The sequence below is a fragment of the Ferrimonas futtsuensis DSM 18154 genome, from assembly GCF_000422645.1.
GTDB classification, from domain to species: Bacteria; Pseudomonadota; Gammaproteobacteria; order Enterobacterales; family Shewanellaceae; genus Ferrimonas; species Ferrimonas futtsuensis.
This window is the reverse complement of record NZ_AUGL01000002.1, coordinates 332,254-348,275: the sequence shown is the minus strand read 5'-3', so window position 1 is coordinate 348,275 and position 16,022 is coordinate 332,254. Positions and strand designations below refer to the sequence as shown.

Sequence of the window (16,022 nt, the reverse complement as noted above, 5' to 3'; positions counted from 1 at the left end):
GCAGCGCTGATCGCTGGTTTGCTGTTAACTTGCCCAGTTCAATTGTCAGGTGCAAGACACCGATGACACCCTCCCTCAATGTCAACGACGCCCTATTTTTATAACTGCATGTTATATCTTATTATTTTGCAAACCCCCGCAAGAGGTCATACCACTTCAGAGGTGACGCTCCCTGAACTCGGCTGGCGTCACCCCGGCCCAACGACGAAAGCTTCGATAGAATACCGAAGGCTCGGAATACCCCAGCATCAAAGCAATTTCAGAGATGGACCGCTCACTTCCCAGCAGCAGCTTGACCGCACGGGCCCGGCGCACTCTGTCTTTGAGCTTATGGAATTGATGCCCTTCGCGTTTCAGACGTCTGCCGAGAGTGGCCACACTGATATTGAACTGAGCCGCCACCTGCTCCTGAGACAGGCTTTCCAATTGGGAGGACTCCTCCAGATAGCGTCTCACCTGACACGCCAGGGAATCATCTGGCCGGTAAAGAGTCAGCAGACTCTCCGGAGAATCCGCCAGGAAGGCACTCAGGGTATCGCCGGATTGCTTTATGGGCTTTTGCAGCAGGATTCTGGGAAACACCAACCGGGTGACAGGGGCCCCAAACTCAATCCGAGCCTGAAGCAGAGGCGCCAGAGGGAGATCAAACCGCGCGTCGGTAAACGGCAGGTCAACCCGGGTCAGCGGGAGGGGAGCGTCAATCATCCAGGCACTCCAGCGATGCAGGATGACGCACAGGCTCAGCAGCAGGAAGGCCCGGTCACTGCCCTGCTCTCCTCCCAGGATAAAGCTGGCCTGCTCTCCCTCCTCCTCCAGGGTCCACTGGTACTCATCGGACAGCAGCCGAAAAAAATCCCCCACCCGAATCAAGGCGCGGCGCAGGTTAAGGCAGCCGATTGTGGCCTGGCACATCATCCTGAAGCACCCTACTCTCAAGGGACGCAAGGCAAATCCGGAAGACTCATCGTCCAGATGGTCCCACAACCCGCGCAGCAGAGCGCTGAAGCGCTCGGGGGAGAGTCCCTCTCCCATGAGCAGTTGCCGCTCGCTGCTGCCCACAGCCGACAGCAACGGCCCCACCTCCACACCTTTGGCCACGGCACCCTCCAGGGCTGCCGTCACCAGGGTGGCGTCGATGATCGCCTCAGACTGGCGCCGCTCACTCACTCCCTGAGCCATCTTCCCCTCCTTTGATTGGAGAGTTCAGACTATCACAGTCTCAGCATCCGGCACCCAAAGGCACACGCCCCGCTAGGTCAGAAGGCCAAAAACCGCTGCCAAGGGGTCCGGTGAAGCCCGTTTCAGGTACTGCTCCACCTCATCCACAAAGGCGCGGCTGTGCTGGCGTTTCTTGGCGTAGGCAGAGAACAGCCCGATGACCCGCTCTCTGTCCAGTCCCTGCTCGAGAGCCAGGCCGGCAAGGTAGCCCTCGATCACCAGCAGATCCACCATCATCACCTGGAAAAACTGAATGGGACGCTTGTCGCTGCCCAGCAGGAACTGGTGGTGGTACAGCTGATAGAGCAGATAGTTCAGCAGTACCTGAGGGTGGTCACTGAAGTAGGGGTTGATGACTTCGGCGCGGGCCCGGGCAAGCAAGTCATCGAAGGCCTCGGCCACATTCACGCCGTCGCCAGACGCTTGCAGGGCGCGGGACAGAGAGCCTAGGTCCTCACCCTCCACCCCCAGCCTCAGGCTCAGCTGACGAATCAGCGGTGCCTGGAAATCGAGAAAGCGCGCCTCGGCAGGCAGCAGCCTGACGGTACTGTCCTGAAGCTTGCGGATGTTGCCGGTGATGTTGAGCACCTGGTGGACGAAGATCTTCCATCGATGTCCCCTGAGTTCCGGTAGCGCGGAAAACGACTTCCTCATGGTGCCGTCCTGGATATGGCGACGATACTGAGCCAGCACCTGTTCCACCCTCATCGGATCGGCCAGGTGGTCGTCAATCTGGTGGTAGCTGAGCCCGAGAATAAACAGCTTCTCCGACAGGCTGTACTGAGGCAGCAGCATCACCTCGAAACTGTAGTCCCGAAGAAGGTCGGCCCACAGGGGCAGCCGGGCCGTCGTCATCCCGGAGGCGGCGAAGTGGTGGCGATACCCTGAAGATTCGGTCACCCGGCTGAGCATCATGGCATCAGGGTTGTAGAGGATCGCCTCAGCCGCAGCCGGACAGGAAAGGGACAGGCTCAACTCCAACCGGTTGCCGAAGTAAAGCGGCATGCGCGGATACTGCTGGCAGGTCACCGACAGCGCCCCCGGGCCGAGACGCTTGTGCACCTCGCACAGGCCCGCCCCGTCCAACATGGGACAGCGCCCCTCCCCATCCAGGCGAATGACGCCGTAGGCCCCCGGACTGGGGGTGTCACCCTCATGGCGTTTAAAATGGCGTTTCGACAGGGTCTTGATGACGCTGTCACTGGACTTTCGCATCGCCTTGAAGCTCTTCTTGTCCAGGGCGATACTCCAGGAGTGACAGCAGTTCGATGGGCAGCGCTCTCCAATACACTGAAAATCGCGGACGAAGGTGGGCTCCAGCATCTGGCTGGCATTTTCCGGTGGCATAAAGGCACCTCTGAGGTAAGTTGGAATCGATGACTGGCTTAACGCAAGTTTCACGCCAGGCGACCGCCCTGGCTCGCAGACACAAAAAAAGCCGGGCTCAGGCCCGGCTTCGATACGGTTGGGGTGCTTAACCCAGCAGACCCATTACCAGGTTGGTGTTCTGGTTGGCGCGGGCCAGGATGTTGGTGCCGGACTGAACCAGCAGCTGGTTCTTGGTCATCGCCGCGCTCTCGGTGGCGAAGTCGGCGTCCATGATACGACCGGCAGCGGCCTGGGTGTTTTGAGACACGTTGGCCAGGTTATTGGAGGTGTGCTCCAGGCGGTTGATGTTGGCACCCAGAGTGGCGCGGTGCTTGCCCACATTGTCGATCAGGGTGTCGATTTCGCCCATGGTGGTGGAGGCGTTGGCCTGAGAGGTCAGGTCGGCGGTGAACAGGCTGCTGTCGATCTTGTCGGTAGCCACATCGATGGACACAGACAGAGTTTCAGAGGCATCAGCACCGATCTGGAACTTCACGCCGGCGGCGCTGGAGAGGCCGGCACCGGCGAACAGGGTGTTCCCTGCGAACTCGGTCTTGGTGACGATACGATCCACTTCCGCAGACAGCTCCTGGAACTCGGCATCCAACGCGGCCATGTCGTCGGCGGAGTTTACGCCGTTGGCTGCCTGGGTCGCCAACTCCTTCATACGCATGGCGATGCTGTTCACCTCATCCAGGCCACCGTCGGCGGTCTGCAGCATGGAGGTGGCGTCACCGATGTTGCGCTGGGCGGTGTTCATGCCGGTTACGTTGGCGTTCAGGCGATTGGCAATCTGCAGGCCGGCAGCGTCATCGGAAGCGGAGTTGATGCGCAGACCGGTGGACAGACGCTCCATGGCGCTGTTCAGGGCGTTGTTGCTGCTGCCTACAGAGTTCTGGGCAACCAGTGAAGGGAAGTTAGTGTGTACTGAAAGCATTGGTTTATCTCCGTGAGATGCGTTGTGTACTGTCACTGAGAGATAGGCGCCCCATCCTTTGAAAAACTTAAAGAAATTTATCAACCAAAAGGTAATCTTGATTTAACCCATTGTTTATAAAAAGTTTTATATCGAGTCAAAATCCCTGCCGACTTGAACCCTGCAACACGGGATCAAAAAAGGCCACCCGTTGGTGGCCTCATTGAGATCAGGTCAGATCACTCCGCCTGACTGCTCAGCATCTCCTGACGCAGGGCTTCGTTGATGTCGACGGCCTGCTCCTGGCCGGTGTGACGCTTCATCCAGCCCAGTACCACGTCGTACCACTGCACCAGATTATCCGGATTGATGATCCAGTGATTTTCTTCATCGAACACCAGCAGTTCGGAATCGATGCCCTTACGCTGCAGTACGGTGAAGGCTGCCAGTCCCTGCTCCAGAGGCACGCGGTAGTCCTTGGCACCGTGGACCACCAGCATGGGGGTCTGCCACTTGTCGATGTGGTTCACCGGATTGAACTTCTCGTAGGTCTCGGTGGCCTCCCAGTAGCTGCCGCCAAACTCGTGCTCGGGGAACCACAGCTCCTCAGTCACGTTGTAGAAACTGCGCATGTCGAACAGACCGGCATGGTTCACCAGACACTTGAAGCCGTCGCTCCAGTTGCCGGCAATCCAGTTCATCATGTAACCGCCGTAGGAGCCACCTGCGGCACAGGCGTTGTTGGTGTCCAGCCAGGGCTGCTGCTGGCCCACCGCGGCCAGGCCCTTCTGCAGATCAACCAGAGGCTTGCCGCCCCAGTCCAGGGAGATGGAGTCGGTGAACCCCTGGCCATAGCCGGTGGAGCCGTGGAAGTCGATCATCACCACACCGAAGCCGGCGGCGGCCCACAGCTGGGCGTTCCAGCGGCCATGCCAGCGGTTGCCGAAGCTGCCCTGAGGACCACCGTGCACCAGGAAGGCCACCGGGTATTGTTTGCCCTGCTCAAAGCCTGCCGGTTTGATCCAGTAGCCGTAAACGGTCTCGTTGTTCCAGCCCTTGAAGGAGAACTGCTGGAACTCACCCAGGCCCTGCTTGTTGAGCAGATCCTTGTTGAGATCGGTCAGGCGCTGTTTGCCGCTGCCATCCAGGCCCATCACATAGAGGTCATTGGGGCCGGACAGGTCGTTATGGGTGTAGAACAGTTTGCCATTGGTCACCTTCACCATGGCGTTACTGCCCTCGGCCACCAGGGTGCGCTTATCACCGAAGCGCACATCCATGGCGTAGATGGCCACCTGACCCAGGTCCTGGGCGCTCACGTACAGGGTATGGCTCTCTTCCGCAAAGGCGATGCCGCGGGCACTGCGGTCCCACAGGGGCGCCACCTCACGGGTTTCGCCGGACTGCAGGTCCTTGAGCATCACGGCGAAACGACCCGCCTCGAAGCCGGGGCGTTTCATCGCCGCGTAGGCCATGTAGCGACCATCGTCGGAGAAGACCGGATGGCTGTCCCAGGCCAGGTTGTCGGCGGTCAGGTTAACGGCATCACCGCCGGTGACCGGCACCTGCCACAGGTCGTAGTTGGTCTGCCAGGCCTGGTCGCGGCTGGGCGCCTTGGCACTGTAGACCACATGCTTGCCATCCGGTGTGAAGGCCACCTCCTCCATGCCAGAGAAGGGCAGAGACGGCACCTCGGTATCCAGGCCGGCGGTCACATCCACAGGCTTGGAGAGGGTGTGCCCCTCCAGTTTGGCCACAAACAGGTGGTTGCGCAGACCGTCATTCCAGGTGTCCCAGTGACGCACCATCAACTGGTCGTAGTGACGGCCTTTCTGCTTGTTCTCTTTCTTGGCTTTCTGCTTGTCGGCGCTGCACTGGAGGGTGTCGCAGTCAACATTGACCCGCAGCTGCATCACCACCTGGCCGTTGTCGTTGGACAATTTGAAACCGTCGATGCCCAGAGGCAGATCGGAGACCTGAATCGCTTCACCACCGTCTAAGGGGAGCGCCCAGATCTGGCTGGAACCGCTGCGACCGCTGAGGAAGTAGAGGGTCTTGCCGTCTTTGGAGGCCACCAGATTGTGCTCGGTGCTCTTGTGGTTGGTCAGCTGACGGGCTTCGCCGCCCAGCTTCTGCAGATAGAGATCGGAGCGGTAACCCTTGTCGGTCTTCTTCTTCACCCCATAAACCACCGCATCGCCACCGGGCAGAACCACGGTAGAGTGCAGCTTGCTCAGGGTGTTGAGCTGGTTCACGTCGAAAGGTGCAGTCACCGGCTTGGCGATGGCTGACGCACTGAGCGTCAGGGCGGCGCCCAGCAGTAGGCTGTGTTTCATCGTTGCTATTCCCTTGAATGCGAAAGGCGGCCACTGGCCGCCAAGGTCTTTATGGCGCCCCAGTGGCCGCCTGTGTTGTTATTTGCTGAGCTCGGCATCGAGCTCCTCAATCTTGGCCTGCCAGATGGCTGGGCCACTCTGGTGCACGTTGCTGCCGGTGGAATCCACCGCAACGGTCACCGGCATATCTTCCACATCGAACTCGTAGATCGCTTCCATGCCCAGTTCCTCGAAGGCCACCACACGAGCCTGCTTAATCGCCTTGGCCACCAGGTAGGCGGCTCCCCCCACGGCCATCAGGTAGGTGGCCTTGTGGTTGGCGATGCTGTCGACGGTGGCGGGGCCACGTTCGGCCTTGCCGATCATCCCCATCAGACCGGTTTTTTCCAGCATCATGTCGGTGAATTTGTCCATGCGAGTGGCGGTCGTCGGGCCGGCGGGGCCCACCACCTCGTCGCCCACGGCGTCGACCGGACCGACGTAGTAGATGAAGCGACCACGGAAGTCCACCCCTTCGGGCAAACCTTCACCGGAGTCCAGCAGATCTTTGATGCGTTTGTGGGCCGCATCCCGGCCGGTGAGGATCTTACCATTGAGCAGCAGGGTATCACCCGCCTTCCAGCTGGTGGTCTCCTCCTTGGTGATGGTGTTGAGATCCACCCGCTTGACATTGTCCCCCACCTCCCAGGTCACCTCCGGCCAATCCTCCAGCTTGGGGGTTGGCAACTGGGCGGCGCCGGTGCCGTCCAGGGTGAAATGAACGTGACGGGTGGCCGCACAGTTGGGGATCATCACCACAGGCTTGGAAGCCGCGTGGGTCGGTGCGCTGTTGATCTTGACGTCCAGCACTGTGGTGAGGCCGCCCAGACCCTGGGCACCGATGCCCAGCTTGTTGGCACGCTCGAAAATCTCCAGGCGCAACTTCTCTTCGGTGGTCTCGGCACCGCGCGCCTTGAGCTCGTGAATGTCGATGTGCCCCATCAGAGACTCTTTGGCCATCACCGCCGCTTTCTCGGCGGTGCCGCCGATGCCGATGCCCAGCACCCCAGGAGGACACCAGCCGGCACCCATGGTGGGCAGGGTCTTCTCGACCCAGGCGGCAATGTCGTCGGAGGGGTTGAGCATCACCATCTTGGATTTGTTTTCCGAGCCACCGCCCTTGGCAGCCAGGAACACCTCGACCTGGTCACCGGCCACCATATCGATGTGCACCACGGCGGGGGCGTTGTCTCTGGTGTTCTTTCGGGCCCCGGCGGGGTCGGCCACGATGGAGGCTCGCAGCGGGTTGCTTTGATCGTTGTAGGCGCGGCGTACGCCCTCGTCCACCATCTCCTGAACCGTCTGGTCAGAGTCCCACTGAACCTGCATGCCGATCTTGACGAAGCAGGTCACGATCCCGGTGTCCTGACACAGGGGGCGATGCCCCTCGGCGGACATGCGGGAGTTGATCAGAATCTGGGCAATGGCGTCCTTGGCTGCCGGATTGGCTTCCCGCTCATAAGCAGCGTTCATTGCGTCGACGAAATCTTTAGGATGGTAATAAGAGATGTACTGTAGGGCATCAGCCACTGAGCTGATGAAGTCCTCTTTACTGATCACGGCCATTTATTTTTCTCCACGGAGGCTTCCAGCCTCTTCTCACTATGCCTGTGTGGTTGTGAAATCCGACCCATAATACCCCGACCCTGCCCCCCCTGACCAGTGGCGGAAGGTCTAGGAAACCCGGGCATCTCAAATGAATTTTCCGAAAGGCACTGAACCAGTTGCAGCGGTTAGGAGAGGCGTGTGGCTGAATGTCCGTGACGCAGCCGGGCGGCGGCAATCCCCGCCCCTAGCGATGCCAGAGTCACAGGTTTGGTCAGAAAATCGTCCATGCCACTGTCCAGGCAACGCTGTCGGTCCTCCTCGGTCGCGTTGGCGGTCAGCGCCAGAATCAAGGTGTCTGCCGAGGGCCCCAGGCGAATCTGACGGGTAGCGCGATAACCGTCCATCACCGGCATCTGACAGTCCATCAACACCAGGTCGAAGCTCTCCCTCTGACAGGCCTCCACCGCCTGCTGGCCGTTGGAGGCCAGCGTCAGCGCCTCGCACCCCAGCTTCTTCAGCATAATCTGCATCAGTTTCTGGTTACTGATGTTGTCCTCCGCCAGCAACACTTTGGCTCCCTGCAGAGGGCACTCAACCCGCTCGGCATCGCCTTCGGCCTGGCTGTTGAAGTCTGGCTGGCTCAAGGGCAAAGATATCACCAGTGTAAAACGGCTGCCCTGATCTGGCCGGGACTCCACGTCAAGCTGTGCCTGCATCAACAGCGACAGACGTTTGCAGATGGCCAGCCCCAAACCTGTGCCGCCAAATCGCCGCGTCACCGAGCCATCCGCCTGAGTGTAAGCGTCAAAAATTCCAGCCAGCTTCTGAGCCTCAATGCCGATGCCGGTGTCCTCTACAGAGATCGCCAACCGACACTGGCACTCCCCCAGAGATTGGACTTTGGCCTTCAATTCAACCTGGCCGCCGGGGGAGTACTTGATGGCGTTGGTGAGGAGGTTCCCCAGGATCTGCTCCAACCGTCCCTCATCCATCACCAGCATGGCCGGTAGGTCGGGGTCCAGGCACAGGCCAAACTCCACTTTGTGCAACCTGGCCATCCCCTGGTAGTGGGCGTGAACCCGCTGCAGGAAGTCGGAAGGACAACCCGGCAAGGGATCCAGCGTCAATTCACCCGCTTCCAGGCGAGAGAAATCCAGCACGTCGTTCACGATGTGCAAGAGACTCTGAGAAGCCCCCTGAAGCAGCTGCAACTGCTCCTGCCCCTCAGGGGTCAGCCTGGTCCGCTGGGCCTCCAGACACTCGATGAAACCGGTGACCGCATTCAGCGGGGTGCGTATCTCGTGGCTGGCGTTGGCCAGAAAATCACTCTTGGCCTCCAGAGACGCTTCCAGGCGACTGTTAAGCTCGGTGGCCTGCTGCTGACGCTCGAAAAGCTGTCGGTCACTCTGCTCCAGAGTCCGCGCCAGCATCGCCAGCTCACTGCGATGCACCCCCGCATAGGGGAAGTTCACCTGGCCTGTGCCCATCAGCGGCAGTCCGGCCACCAGCTCATCCACCGGTTTTTTCACCCAACGACGAATGCTGCGGTAGATAAGCCCAAAGCAGAACAATGTTCCCATCACCACCATCAGCGCCTGCTGGAATATCTGTGCCTGCAGCTCTCGGGTATCGACCTCCATGGCGTAATCCAGCCACTGGGCCGATTCAAACTCCAACTTCTGATGAATCACCATGCAACCATCCACCAGGGGAGCCAGCCAGGGAAACTCCCCAGGGCAAGCCGACGCCGCGTCCTGTCGCCGATACTCATAGCGCACCTCCCCCTGCAGGGTCATGAGGGTTAGCCCTCTAAGCTGAGGAAAATTACGCAGCTGACGATTGAATTCGGTGACCGTCTCAGGCTGATCCAGCACCACCAGCTCAATCATGGTTGGCGCAAGACTGCCGGCAACTCCGGTGTATTGGGCTCTCATGGTTTGCAGGTCCACCTTGTAGCTCCAGGCACTGATGACAAAGGCCAACAGCGCCATCACCGCGAAGATGGCCAGGTTGAGTCTCTGGGTCAGGGACTGCTGATTCATTCGGGTCTCTCCACCGGAAGATCCCGCTGGGACCAGTCCAGCCAGGAGCCGTCATAATGGGTCACCCGAAGGCCGGACTGCTGCATCAGGAAATACCCGAGGGTGGATGCCTTACCCTTGTAGCAGTAAGTGATGTAACGCTTGCTGGGATCCAGTCCCTGAAACAGCGCCATCAGCTCTTCCCAGCTTCGCAGGCGCAACTGCTGCTCATCATCCGGGTAGAAGAATTTGTCCATGGGAATGTTGATGGCCCCGGGAATATGACCAAATTTGTGGGTTTCGGAGGCCTTGCCCAGAAAATGGTCCTCACCCCGTATGTCGACAACACCAAAACCGGGGTTGTGCCCCGCCAGCAGGGTCATTCTGGCATTGATCAACACATCCGGATTCAGGGCAGGGACATAACTCGATGACCTCGGGGTCACCACCTCTTTGCTGAGTTCGGTGCTCTCCATGTCGTCCACCAGTATGTGGACCTGGTTTAAACCGTAGAGCTCCAGTACCCAGGCCAGTCTGGCCGCATCCATCAATAAACCGTCGTCATACACCACTATGGTTTGCCCCAGAGCCAGTCCTCGTCGGCGGATCTCCTGCGTCATGGCGGATATGGACTTGGCCAGCCAGACCCCCTGATCCTGCCGGTACGTATCCTCAACGTCGAAGCTGATGGCCCTTTGGCGATGCCCCTGGAGGTAGGCCTGATGGGGCCGGGCATCAAGCAATTGAACAGGCGTCCCCTGATGCAACCAGAGTGACAGGGTTTCAGGGGCCAGTGCACTGGCCGCTTCCACAGAAAAAGCGGCCCATACCAGAGGCAGGCTGACCAGCAGCCGATGAGGAGATCGATACCAGACCATAGACTCGCTCCCTGCGATTTTTGTCAAGGTGACTGTTTATCCTGATGTTTCAGTATAGACACTTCCCTCTGCTTCACTCGAGCCTGGCCCGTTTTTCCTCTTTACCCGCCGTACAAATGTGCCATGATGGAATCAGGCTGCGGTGATTAGGGCGTGTTTCTCTTGGGTCTAAAGAGTTTGGCCGAGGACAATGAGGGATTGTTGTCAGCCCGGCCCCGAAGGGCGCTCTGCTCAACCAAGGCACCAATTGATATGGAGCAAACTGCCGACACCTCGATGCCTCAACGGCCAGGTGCTGGCGAAACAACACTCAACAAAGGTTAACACGCCCTAAGGACAGACGATGCGCACCCTTCTCCTCACCCTATTGCTGCTGTTGCCCGGCGCGCCGCTTTCTGCCCGCCCAGCACCGGATTTTCTTATCGAGGTGGCGGGTCAGAGCCGCTCCATGGTGGAGCTGAGTCAGCAGGGTCCGGTCTATGTGGATTTCTGGGCATCCTGGTGTGGCCCTTGCCGACGCTCCTTTCCCTTTATGAACCAGTTGCTCAAAGATTTTGGCCCTAAAGGGGTGACGGTGGTGGCCATTAACCTGGACGTGGACAAGGCAGACGCCGCCAAGTTTCTGGAGCAGTTTCCTGCCGATTTCCCCATCGTCTATGATCCCGAATTTTCCCTGGCAGACGCCTATGGCGTTGGTGGCATGCCCAGCAGCTATCTGATTCAGGACGGCATCATCATCCAGACCCACGTGGGCTTTCGCCCCAAGGACGCCGAAACCACCCGGGCCACCCTGGAGAATCTGATCAACCAACGCAGTGGAGGCTCCCAATGAGACGGCTCTTGACCCTCGCGCTGCTGGTCGCACTGTCCGGGTGCAGCTCCATGGGAGTCAAACCCTGGGAGCGTGACCTGCTTGCCCATCCGGCCATGGCTCTGGAGGCGGACGCCCTGGACAAATCCTTCGACGACCATGTCTATTTCAGCAAGGAGGCCACCAACGGCGGCCGTGGCAGTGCTGGCGGAGGGTGCGGGTGCAACTGAAGCCTGTCAGCAACATTACCGCCGCCCTGGCCGCCGCCACCCTGCCGTTGACCCAGGTGCACGCGCAGGAACCCCTGTTTGAGCCCGAGTGGAACTTCGATGCCGCCTTCCTCTATTACAGCGAAGGGGATGACAGAGTCGACGCCTATGAAGGGGTACTGCAGGCAACCCGCACCAACGCCGATGACCAGATCCTGGTGCTGACCGGCACCCTGGATGTGCTTACCGGCGCCTCCCCCAATGGCGCCGCCCCTCAAAATACGCCCCAGACCTTCACCCGCCCCTCAGGCAAGGGGGAGTACCAGGTTGTCCCGGGGGACACTCCGCTGGACGACACCTTTAAAGACACCCGGGCCCAGCTAAACCTGCAATGGACCAGCCCACTGAACCGGGCCATGGGCTACAGCGCCGGGCTGCACCTGTCCAAGGAGTATGACTACCTGTCTCTGGGCATCAATGGCGGCCTCACCCGGGACCTGAACCAGAAAAACACTCAGCTGGCCGTGGGGGGGGCGCTCTTCTACGACACCGTAGAACCGGAAGGGGGCGTGCCGGTTCCCATGAGCACCATGGCCATACGCAACAACTTCCCCAGCGAAGAAGCGTTCCAGCAGGCGTTTGACGCCACCCGAGGCGACGGTGACGACACCAAGACCACCTGGGACCTGCGTGCCAGCATCAGCCAGGTCGTTAACCGGCAGCTGATTGTCCAGGGCACCCTGACCTACGCCCAGGTAGAGGGGTATCAGAACGATTTTCTCAAGGTGCTCTCCGTAGTCAATGAGTTGGGAGAAGCCCAGCGCTACCTCTACGAATCTCGGCCACAGCGCCGCAATAAGTGGGGGTTCTTCGGTCAGGCCAAGTACCATTTCGGCCCGATACTGGATGTCAGCTACCGCTACATGAGTGATGACTGGGAGGTGGACTCTCACACTCTGGATGCCCGGCTGCTGTTTGAATTCGGCCCCCACAGCCTGGAACCCAACCTGCGTTACTACAGCCAAAGCGCCGCCGAGTTCTATCAGCCCTTCCTGATGGAGGGCGACTCGCCCCGATACGCCAGCGCCGATTACCGTCTGGGCGAGTTAGACACCTATACCCTTGGGCTGAAGTATGGCTACCGCATGCCCAATGGCCACCGAATGGCACTGAGGCTTCAGTGGTACCATCAGGCACCGCAATCCATTGGCAAGACCGAGCCGGAACAGCTAAAGCCCCTGGATCTCTACCCCAGCCTCAACACCCTGATGCTGCAAACCAGCTATCACTTCTGATGACCACCCTGGCCGAGAAAACCGCCCTCACCCTGACGGCCGCAGAACCTGGCGTCTACCGGGGCTGCTTTCAGGCCATGGCCTGCCGTTGCGAACTGTTGATCCGCACCGATGATCACGCCCTGGCTCATCAGGTGCTGGGGGTCGGTGCTCGCGAGGCACTGCGTATCGAGCACAAGTTCAGCCGCTACCGCCGTGACGGACTCTGCCATGCGATCAATCACAGTCAGGGAAAGCCGGTCGCCATCGATCCGGAGACCCACCAACTGCTCTCCCTGGCTGACACCGCCTGGCGCCTCTCCGATGGCCTGTTCGACATCACCAGCGGCGTGCTGGGCAGGGTGTGGTTCTTCGATGGCGGCAACCGCCTGCCCTGCCCGGAACAGATCGCCGCCCTGCTGCCGCTGGTCGGCTGGGACAAGGTGACTCTGGGGCACAACAGTTTCACCCTGCCCCCGGGCATGGCCCTGGACTTTGGCGGTCTGGGAAAGGAGTTTGCCGTGGATCGCGCCCTGGCACTGATTCAGCATCATTGGCCACAACTGGAACTGCTGGTGAATTTCGGTGGCGATATCGCCGCCTCCCCCACCCAGGCCCCCTGGCATGTCGGCATCAGCCGGGCGGATGGTGGTACATCAGCGAACACCCTGGCACTGAAACAGGGCGCCGTGGCCACCAGCGGAGACATGGAGCGTTACCTGATCAACGATGGCAAGCGGGCCAGCCATATCCTCAACCCCAAAACCGGATACCCGGTCGAACGGGCACCGGCCAGTGTCACCGTCCAGGCCGAGCGCTGTACCGATGCAGGCCTGATCGCCACCCTGGCCATGTTGCAGGGTGAACAGGCGGAGATCTTTCTCGAGGCCCAGGGGCTGCCCTTCTGGGTGCAACGACGGACACAATAGGCCCAACCGCTCTGAACTGGTATGATCCCGGCAAAGGACAATAACCGAAGAACCTTATGCCACACCTGACTCGCCGCCCGCTGGAATGGGCCTGCGACGCCACGGCGCTGTTTTCAGCGCTGCAACACCTGCCCTGGGCCATGTTGCTGGACTCGGCCACCGATGCCGCCACGCCTCACCCCGATGCACGCTTTGACATCATAGTCGCCGATCCTGTGGCCACCCTGACCACCCAGGGCGACCGGACCCGGATCCACAGCCAGGGCCGTGAACAGATAAGCGACGAGGATCCTCTCGCCCTGTTGGAGCAACAGCTCTCTGCCCGTCTGCCCAGCCTGAGTGGCCATCAGGACCTGCCCTTCTGCGGCGGTGCCCTGGGGCATTTCAGCTACGATCTGGGGCGCCGCTTCGAGCGCCTGCCCGACCAGACCCGGGATGACATCCAGCTGCCCGAAATGGCGGTGGGCCTCTATGACTGGGCCCTGGTGTTGTGCCATGAGCGGGATCAGGTGGAGCTGGTGGTTCTGGGCGATGAACAAGCCTGGCAGTCCCGCCTTCAATGGCTGGTGGACCAGTGTCGCCAGGCACCACAGGGCTTTTCCCTGACCGGGCCCTGGCATCATGACACCAGCTATGGGGACTACCTCAAGGCGTTTGATCAGGTTCAGGAGTACCTGAAAAGCGGCGACTGTTACCAGATAAACCTGACCCAAAGGTTCCACGCCCCGTATCAGGGCAGTGAATGGCAGGCCTACCAGGTGCTGCGCAGCCACAATCTGGCCCCCTTCTCCGCCTTTGTCCGTTTGCCGGACGCGGCCCTGCTGTCGGTGTCACCAGAACGTTTCCTGCTGGTGGAGGGGGACCAGGTGCAGACCAAACCCATCAAGGGCACCCGCCCCCGCAGCCCGGACCCTCACCAGGACAATCAGTCCGCCCTGGAACTGGCCCACTCCGAGAAGGACAGGGCAGAGAACCTGATGATTGTCGATCTGCTGCGCAATGACATCGGCCGGGTCAGCGCCCCGGGCAGCGTTCAGGTGCCCTCCCTGTTTGCCATCGAGAGTTTTCCTGCGGTCCACCACCTGGTGAGCACGGTAACCTCCACCCTGGCTGCGGGAATCACCCCCTGCGACCTGTTGCGGGGGGCTTTTCCCGGCGGCTCCATCACCGGCGCGCCCAAGATCCGTGCCATGGAGATCATCGAAGAGCTGGAACCCTGGCGGCGCAGCCTCTACTGCGGCAGCATCGGCTACATCAGCTGCCATGGACGCATGGACACCAGCATTACCATCCGCTCGCTGGTGGCCAAGTCTGGCCACATCTACTGCTGGGCCGGAGGTGGCATCGTTGCCGACTCCCATGGCGAGGCGGAGTATCAGGAGTGTTTCGATAAACTGGCGCGCATCCTGCCAGTACTCAGTCAAGCAAACGACACCTAACCAAAAGGCGGATTCCCCCCCGAAGCCGCCTCTGTTATCTTGGGACTATCTAGGGCGTGTTTATCTTTGGTGTTTAGAGTTTGGCCGAGGATGACGACGACTAATCAAGGAGTTCAATTGTAGGCATAGTTGCTCTACGTCAAAATCGAATGACGACGAGTAGTCGTTGTCAGTCCGGCCCCGTAGGGCGCTTTGCTAAAAAATGGTACCAATTCATTTGGACTACAGAGCTAACGCATTGATGCCTTGGCGGCTGAAGTGCAGCGCAAAAATATTCAGCAAAGGTCAACACGCCATAACACCGGAGGATGGTCTCAAGTTGAATCGCCAGCAGTTTCTCGCCCAGTTCGCCCTAAGCCCCATCTCCGGGGTGGAAGACCCCATTGCGGCGCACCCCCTGGCCCCTATGTTCAAGCCGGCCTCGGTCCTGCTTGCCCTGACCGAACGCCAGGGTGAACTGCAACTGCTGCTGACCCGGCGCGCCAGTCATCTTCGCCACCATGCCAACCAGGTGAGCTTTCCCGGCGGCAAGGTGGACGACACCGACACCTCGGCCTGGCATGCCGCCACCCGGGAGGCCTGGGAGGAGGTGGGGCTGGAGCCGGACCGGCTCACCCGGGTCGGTGAACTGCCGGAGTTTCATACCATCTCCCGCTTCCGCATGCTGCCGCAACTGGCGTTCTTCGAGGGTGATTTCGCCCCGGTCCTGAGTCAGGCTGAAGTCAGTGAGTGCTTCTTGGTGCCCCTGGCTCATCTGTGCGAACCCGCCAACCGCCGTGCCGTGGATCTGAAGCGTCGCGGCGCCGACCACCGAGTCTATTTCATGTTCTGGCAGCATCACCAGATCTGGGGAGCCACCGCCGCGGTGATTGAACAGCTGGTCCGCCATCTGGGCTACCCTCGCGCACCACTCTAGGCCCATTGCCGGCACCGATATAGGCGAAGAATTGCGCAATGACGGTCCAGAAAAATCAACCGACCCAACTCTCCCCACCGAATTGCCTCAAATTGTCTTGAGAATCAGGGTCAGCAAGGT

13 protein-coding genes are annotated in these 16,022 nt (G+C 60.2%); 6 read left to right on the top strand and 7 right to left on the bottom strand.

The features are described from left to right. Positions 1-156 precede the first annotated feature (156 nt). The 7 genes from G505_RS0103560 to G505_RS20475 form a co-directional block, all read right to left on the bottom strand. Positions 157-1,179 carry a helix-turn-helix domain-containing protein gene (locus G505_RS0103560; RefSeq protein WP_051215859.1) on the bottom strand — a complete coding sequence of 341 codons (1,023 nt, stop codon included), beginning with the start codon at positions 1,177-1,179 and terminating at the stop codon, positions 157-159. A 72-nt stretch (positions 1,180-1,251) separates the two neighbouring features. Continuing rightward, on the bottom strand, positions 1,252-2,565 hold the full coding sequence (gene fliB, locus G505_RS0103555) for a flagellin lysine-N-methylase (protein ID WP_028108330.1): 1,314 nt from the start codon (positions 2,563-2,565) through the stop codon (positions 1,252-1,254). 127 nt (positions 2,566-2,692) lie between these two features. After that, positions 2,693-3,523: a flagellin N-terminal helical domain-containing protein gene (locus G505_RS0103550; protein WP_028108329.1), complete on the bottom strand. Its 831-nt coding sequence runs from the start codon at positions 3,521-3,523 to the stop codon at positions 2,693-2,695. 218 nt (positions 3,524-3,741) lie between these two features. Further along, a complete protein-coding gene (locus tag G505_RS20485) occupies positions 3,742-5,838 on the bottom strand; it encodes a S9 family peptidase (RefSeq protein WP_051215858.1) in 2,097 nt (698 codons plus the stop codon). A 78-nt stretch (positions 5,839-5,916) separates the two neighbouring features. After that, positions 5,917-7,443 carry a fumarate hydratase gene (locus tag G505_RS0103540; RefSeq protein WP_028108328.1) on the bottom strand — a complete coding sequence of 509 codons (1,527 nt, stop codon included), beginning with the start codon at positions 7,441-7,443 and terminating at the stop codon, positions 5,917-5,919. Between the two features lie 167 nt (positions 7,444-7,610). After that, on the bottom strand, positions 7,611-9,467 hold the full coding sequence (locus tag G505_RS22290) for an ATP-binding protein (RefSeq protein ID WP_028108327.1): 1,857 nt from the start codon (positions 9,465-9,467) through the stop codon (positions 7,611-7,613). Then, positions 9,464-10,324: a sulfurtransferase gene (locus tag G505_RS20475; RefSeq protein WP_051215857.1), complete on the bottom strand. Its 861-nt coding sequence runs from the start codon at positions 10,322-10,324 to the stop codon at positions 9,464-9,466. The genes G505_RS22290 and G505_RS20475 overlap by 4 nt, the downstream gene beginning before the upstream one ends. Positions 10,325-10,667: 343 nt before the next feature. Here G505_RS20475 and G505_RS0103525 point away from each other — a divergent pair, with 343 nt between their 5' ends. The 6 genes from G505_RS0103525 (at position 10,668) to G505_RS0103500 (ending at position 15,902) form a co-directional block, all read left to right on the top strand. After that, positions 10,668-11,156 (top strand): TlpA family protein disulfide reductase, encoded by a 489-nt coding sequence (locus G505_RS0103525; protein WP_028108326.1) that lies wholly within the window; start codon positions 10,668-10,670, stop codon positions 11,154-11,156. After that, positions 11,153-11,365, top strand: a complete 213-nt coding sequence (locus tag G505_RS0103520) for a DUF4266 domain-containing protein (protein ID WP_028108325.1) — start codon at positions 11,153-11,155, stop codon at positions 11,363-11,365. The genes G505_RS0103525 and G505_RS0103520 overlap by 4 nt, the downstream gene beginning before the upstream one ends. Next, a complete protein-coding gene (locus tag G505_RS0103515) occupies positions 11,356-12,639 on the top strand; it encodes a DUF3570 domain-containing protein (RefSeq protein ID WP_028108324.1) in 1,284 nt (427 codons plus the stop codon). The genes G505_RS0103520 and G505_RS0103515 overlap by 10 nt, the downstream gene beginning before the upstream one ends. After that, positions 12,639-13,547 (top strand): FAD:protein FMN transferase, encoded by a 909-nt coding sequence (locus tag G505_RS0103510; protein WP_084643791.1) that lies wholly within the window; start codon positions 12,639-12,641, stop codon positions 13,545-13,547. The genes G505_RS0103515 and G505_RS0103510 overlap by 1 nt, the downstream gene beginning before the upstream one ends. 56 nt (positions 13,548-13,603) lie before the next feature. After that, positions 13,604-14,986, top strand: a complete 1,383-nt coding sequence (pabB, locus tag G505_RS0103505) for an aminodeoxychorismate synthase component I (RefSeq protein ID WP_028108322.1) — start codon at positions 13,604-13,606, stop codon at positions 14,984-14,986. Positions 14,987-15,305: 319 nt separating this feature from the next. Beyond that, positions 15,306-15,902 carry a CoA pyrophosphatase gene (locus G505_RS0103500; RefSeq protein WP_028108321.1) on the top strand — a complete coding sequence of 199 codons (597 nt, stop codon included), beginning with the start codon at positions 15,306-15,308 and terminating at the stop codon, positions 15,900-15,902. Positions 15,903-16,022: the final 120 nt, after the last annotated feature.

Bases quoted from the DNA above. Each gene is read 5' to 3' on its own strand.
- G505_RS0103560 (WP_051215859.1), bottom strand. From the start codon at position 1,179: ATGGCTCAGGGAGTGAGTGAGCGGCGCCAGTCTGAGGCGATCATCGAC.
- fliB (WP_028108330.1), bottom strand. From the start codon at position 2,565: ATGCCACCGGAAAATGCCAGCCAGATGCTGGAGCCCACCTTCGTCCGC.
- G505_RS0103550 (WP_028108329.1), bottom strand. From the start codon at position 3,523: ATGCTTTCAGTACACACTAACTTCCCTTCACTGGTTGCCCAGAACTCT.
- G505_RS20485 (WP_051215858.1), bottom strand. From the start codon at position 5,838: ATGAAACACAGCCTACTGCTGGGCGCCGCCCTGACGCTCAGTGCGTCA.
- G505_RS0103540 (WP_028108328.1), bottom strand. From the start codon at position 7,443: ATGGCCGTGATCAGTAAAGAGGACTTCATCAGCTCAGTGGCTGATGCC.
- G505_RS22290 (WP_028108327.1), bottom strand. From the start codon at position 9,467: ATGAATCAGCAGTCCCTGACCCAGAGACTCAACCTGGCCATCTTCGCG.
- G505_RS20475 (WP_051215857.1), bottom strand. From the start codon at position 10,324: ATGGTCTGGTATCGATCTCCTCATCGGCTGCTGGTCAGCCTGCCTCTG.
- G505_RS0103525 (WP_028108326.1), top strand. From the start codon at position 10,668: ATGCGCACCCTTCTCCTCACCCTATTGCTGCTGTTGCCCGGCGCGCCG.
- G505_RS0103520 (WP_028108325.1), top strand. From the start codon at position 11,153: ATGAGACGGCTCTTGACCCTCGCGCTGCTGGTCGCACTGTCCGGGTGC.
- G505_RS0103510 (WP_084643791.1), top strand. From the start codon at position 12,639: ATGACCACCCTGGCCGAGAAAACCGCCCTCACCCTGACGGCCGCAGAA.
- pabB (WP_028108322.1), top strand. From the start codon at position 13,604: ATGCCACACCTGACTCGCCGCCCGCTGGAATGGGCCTGCGACGCCACG.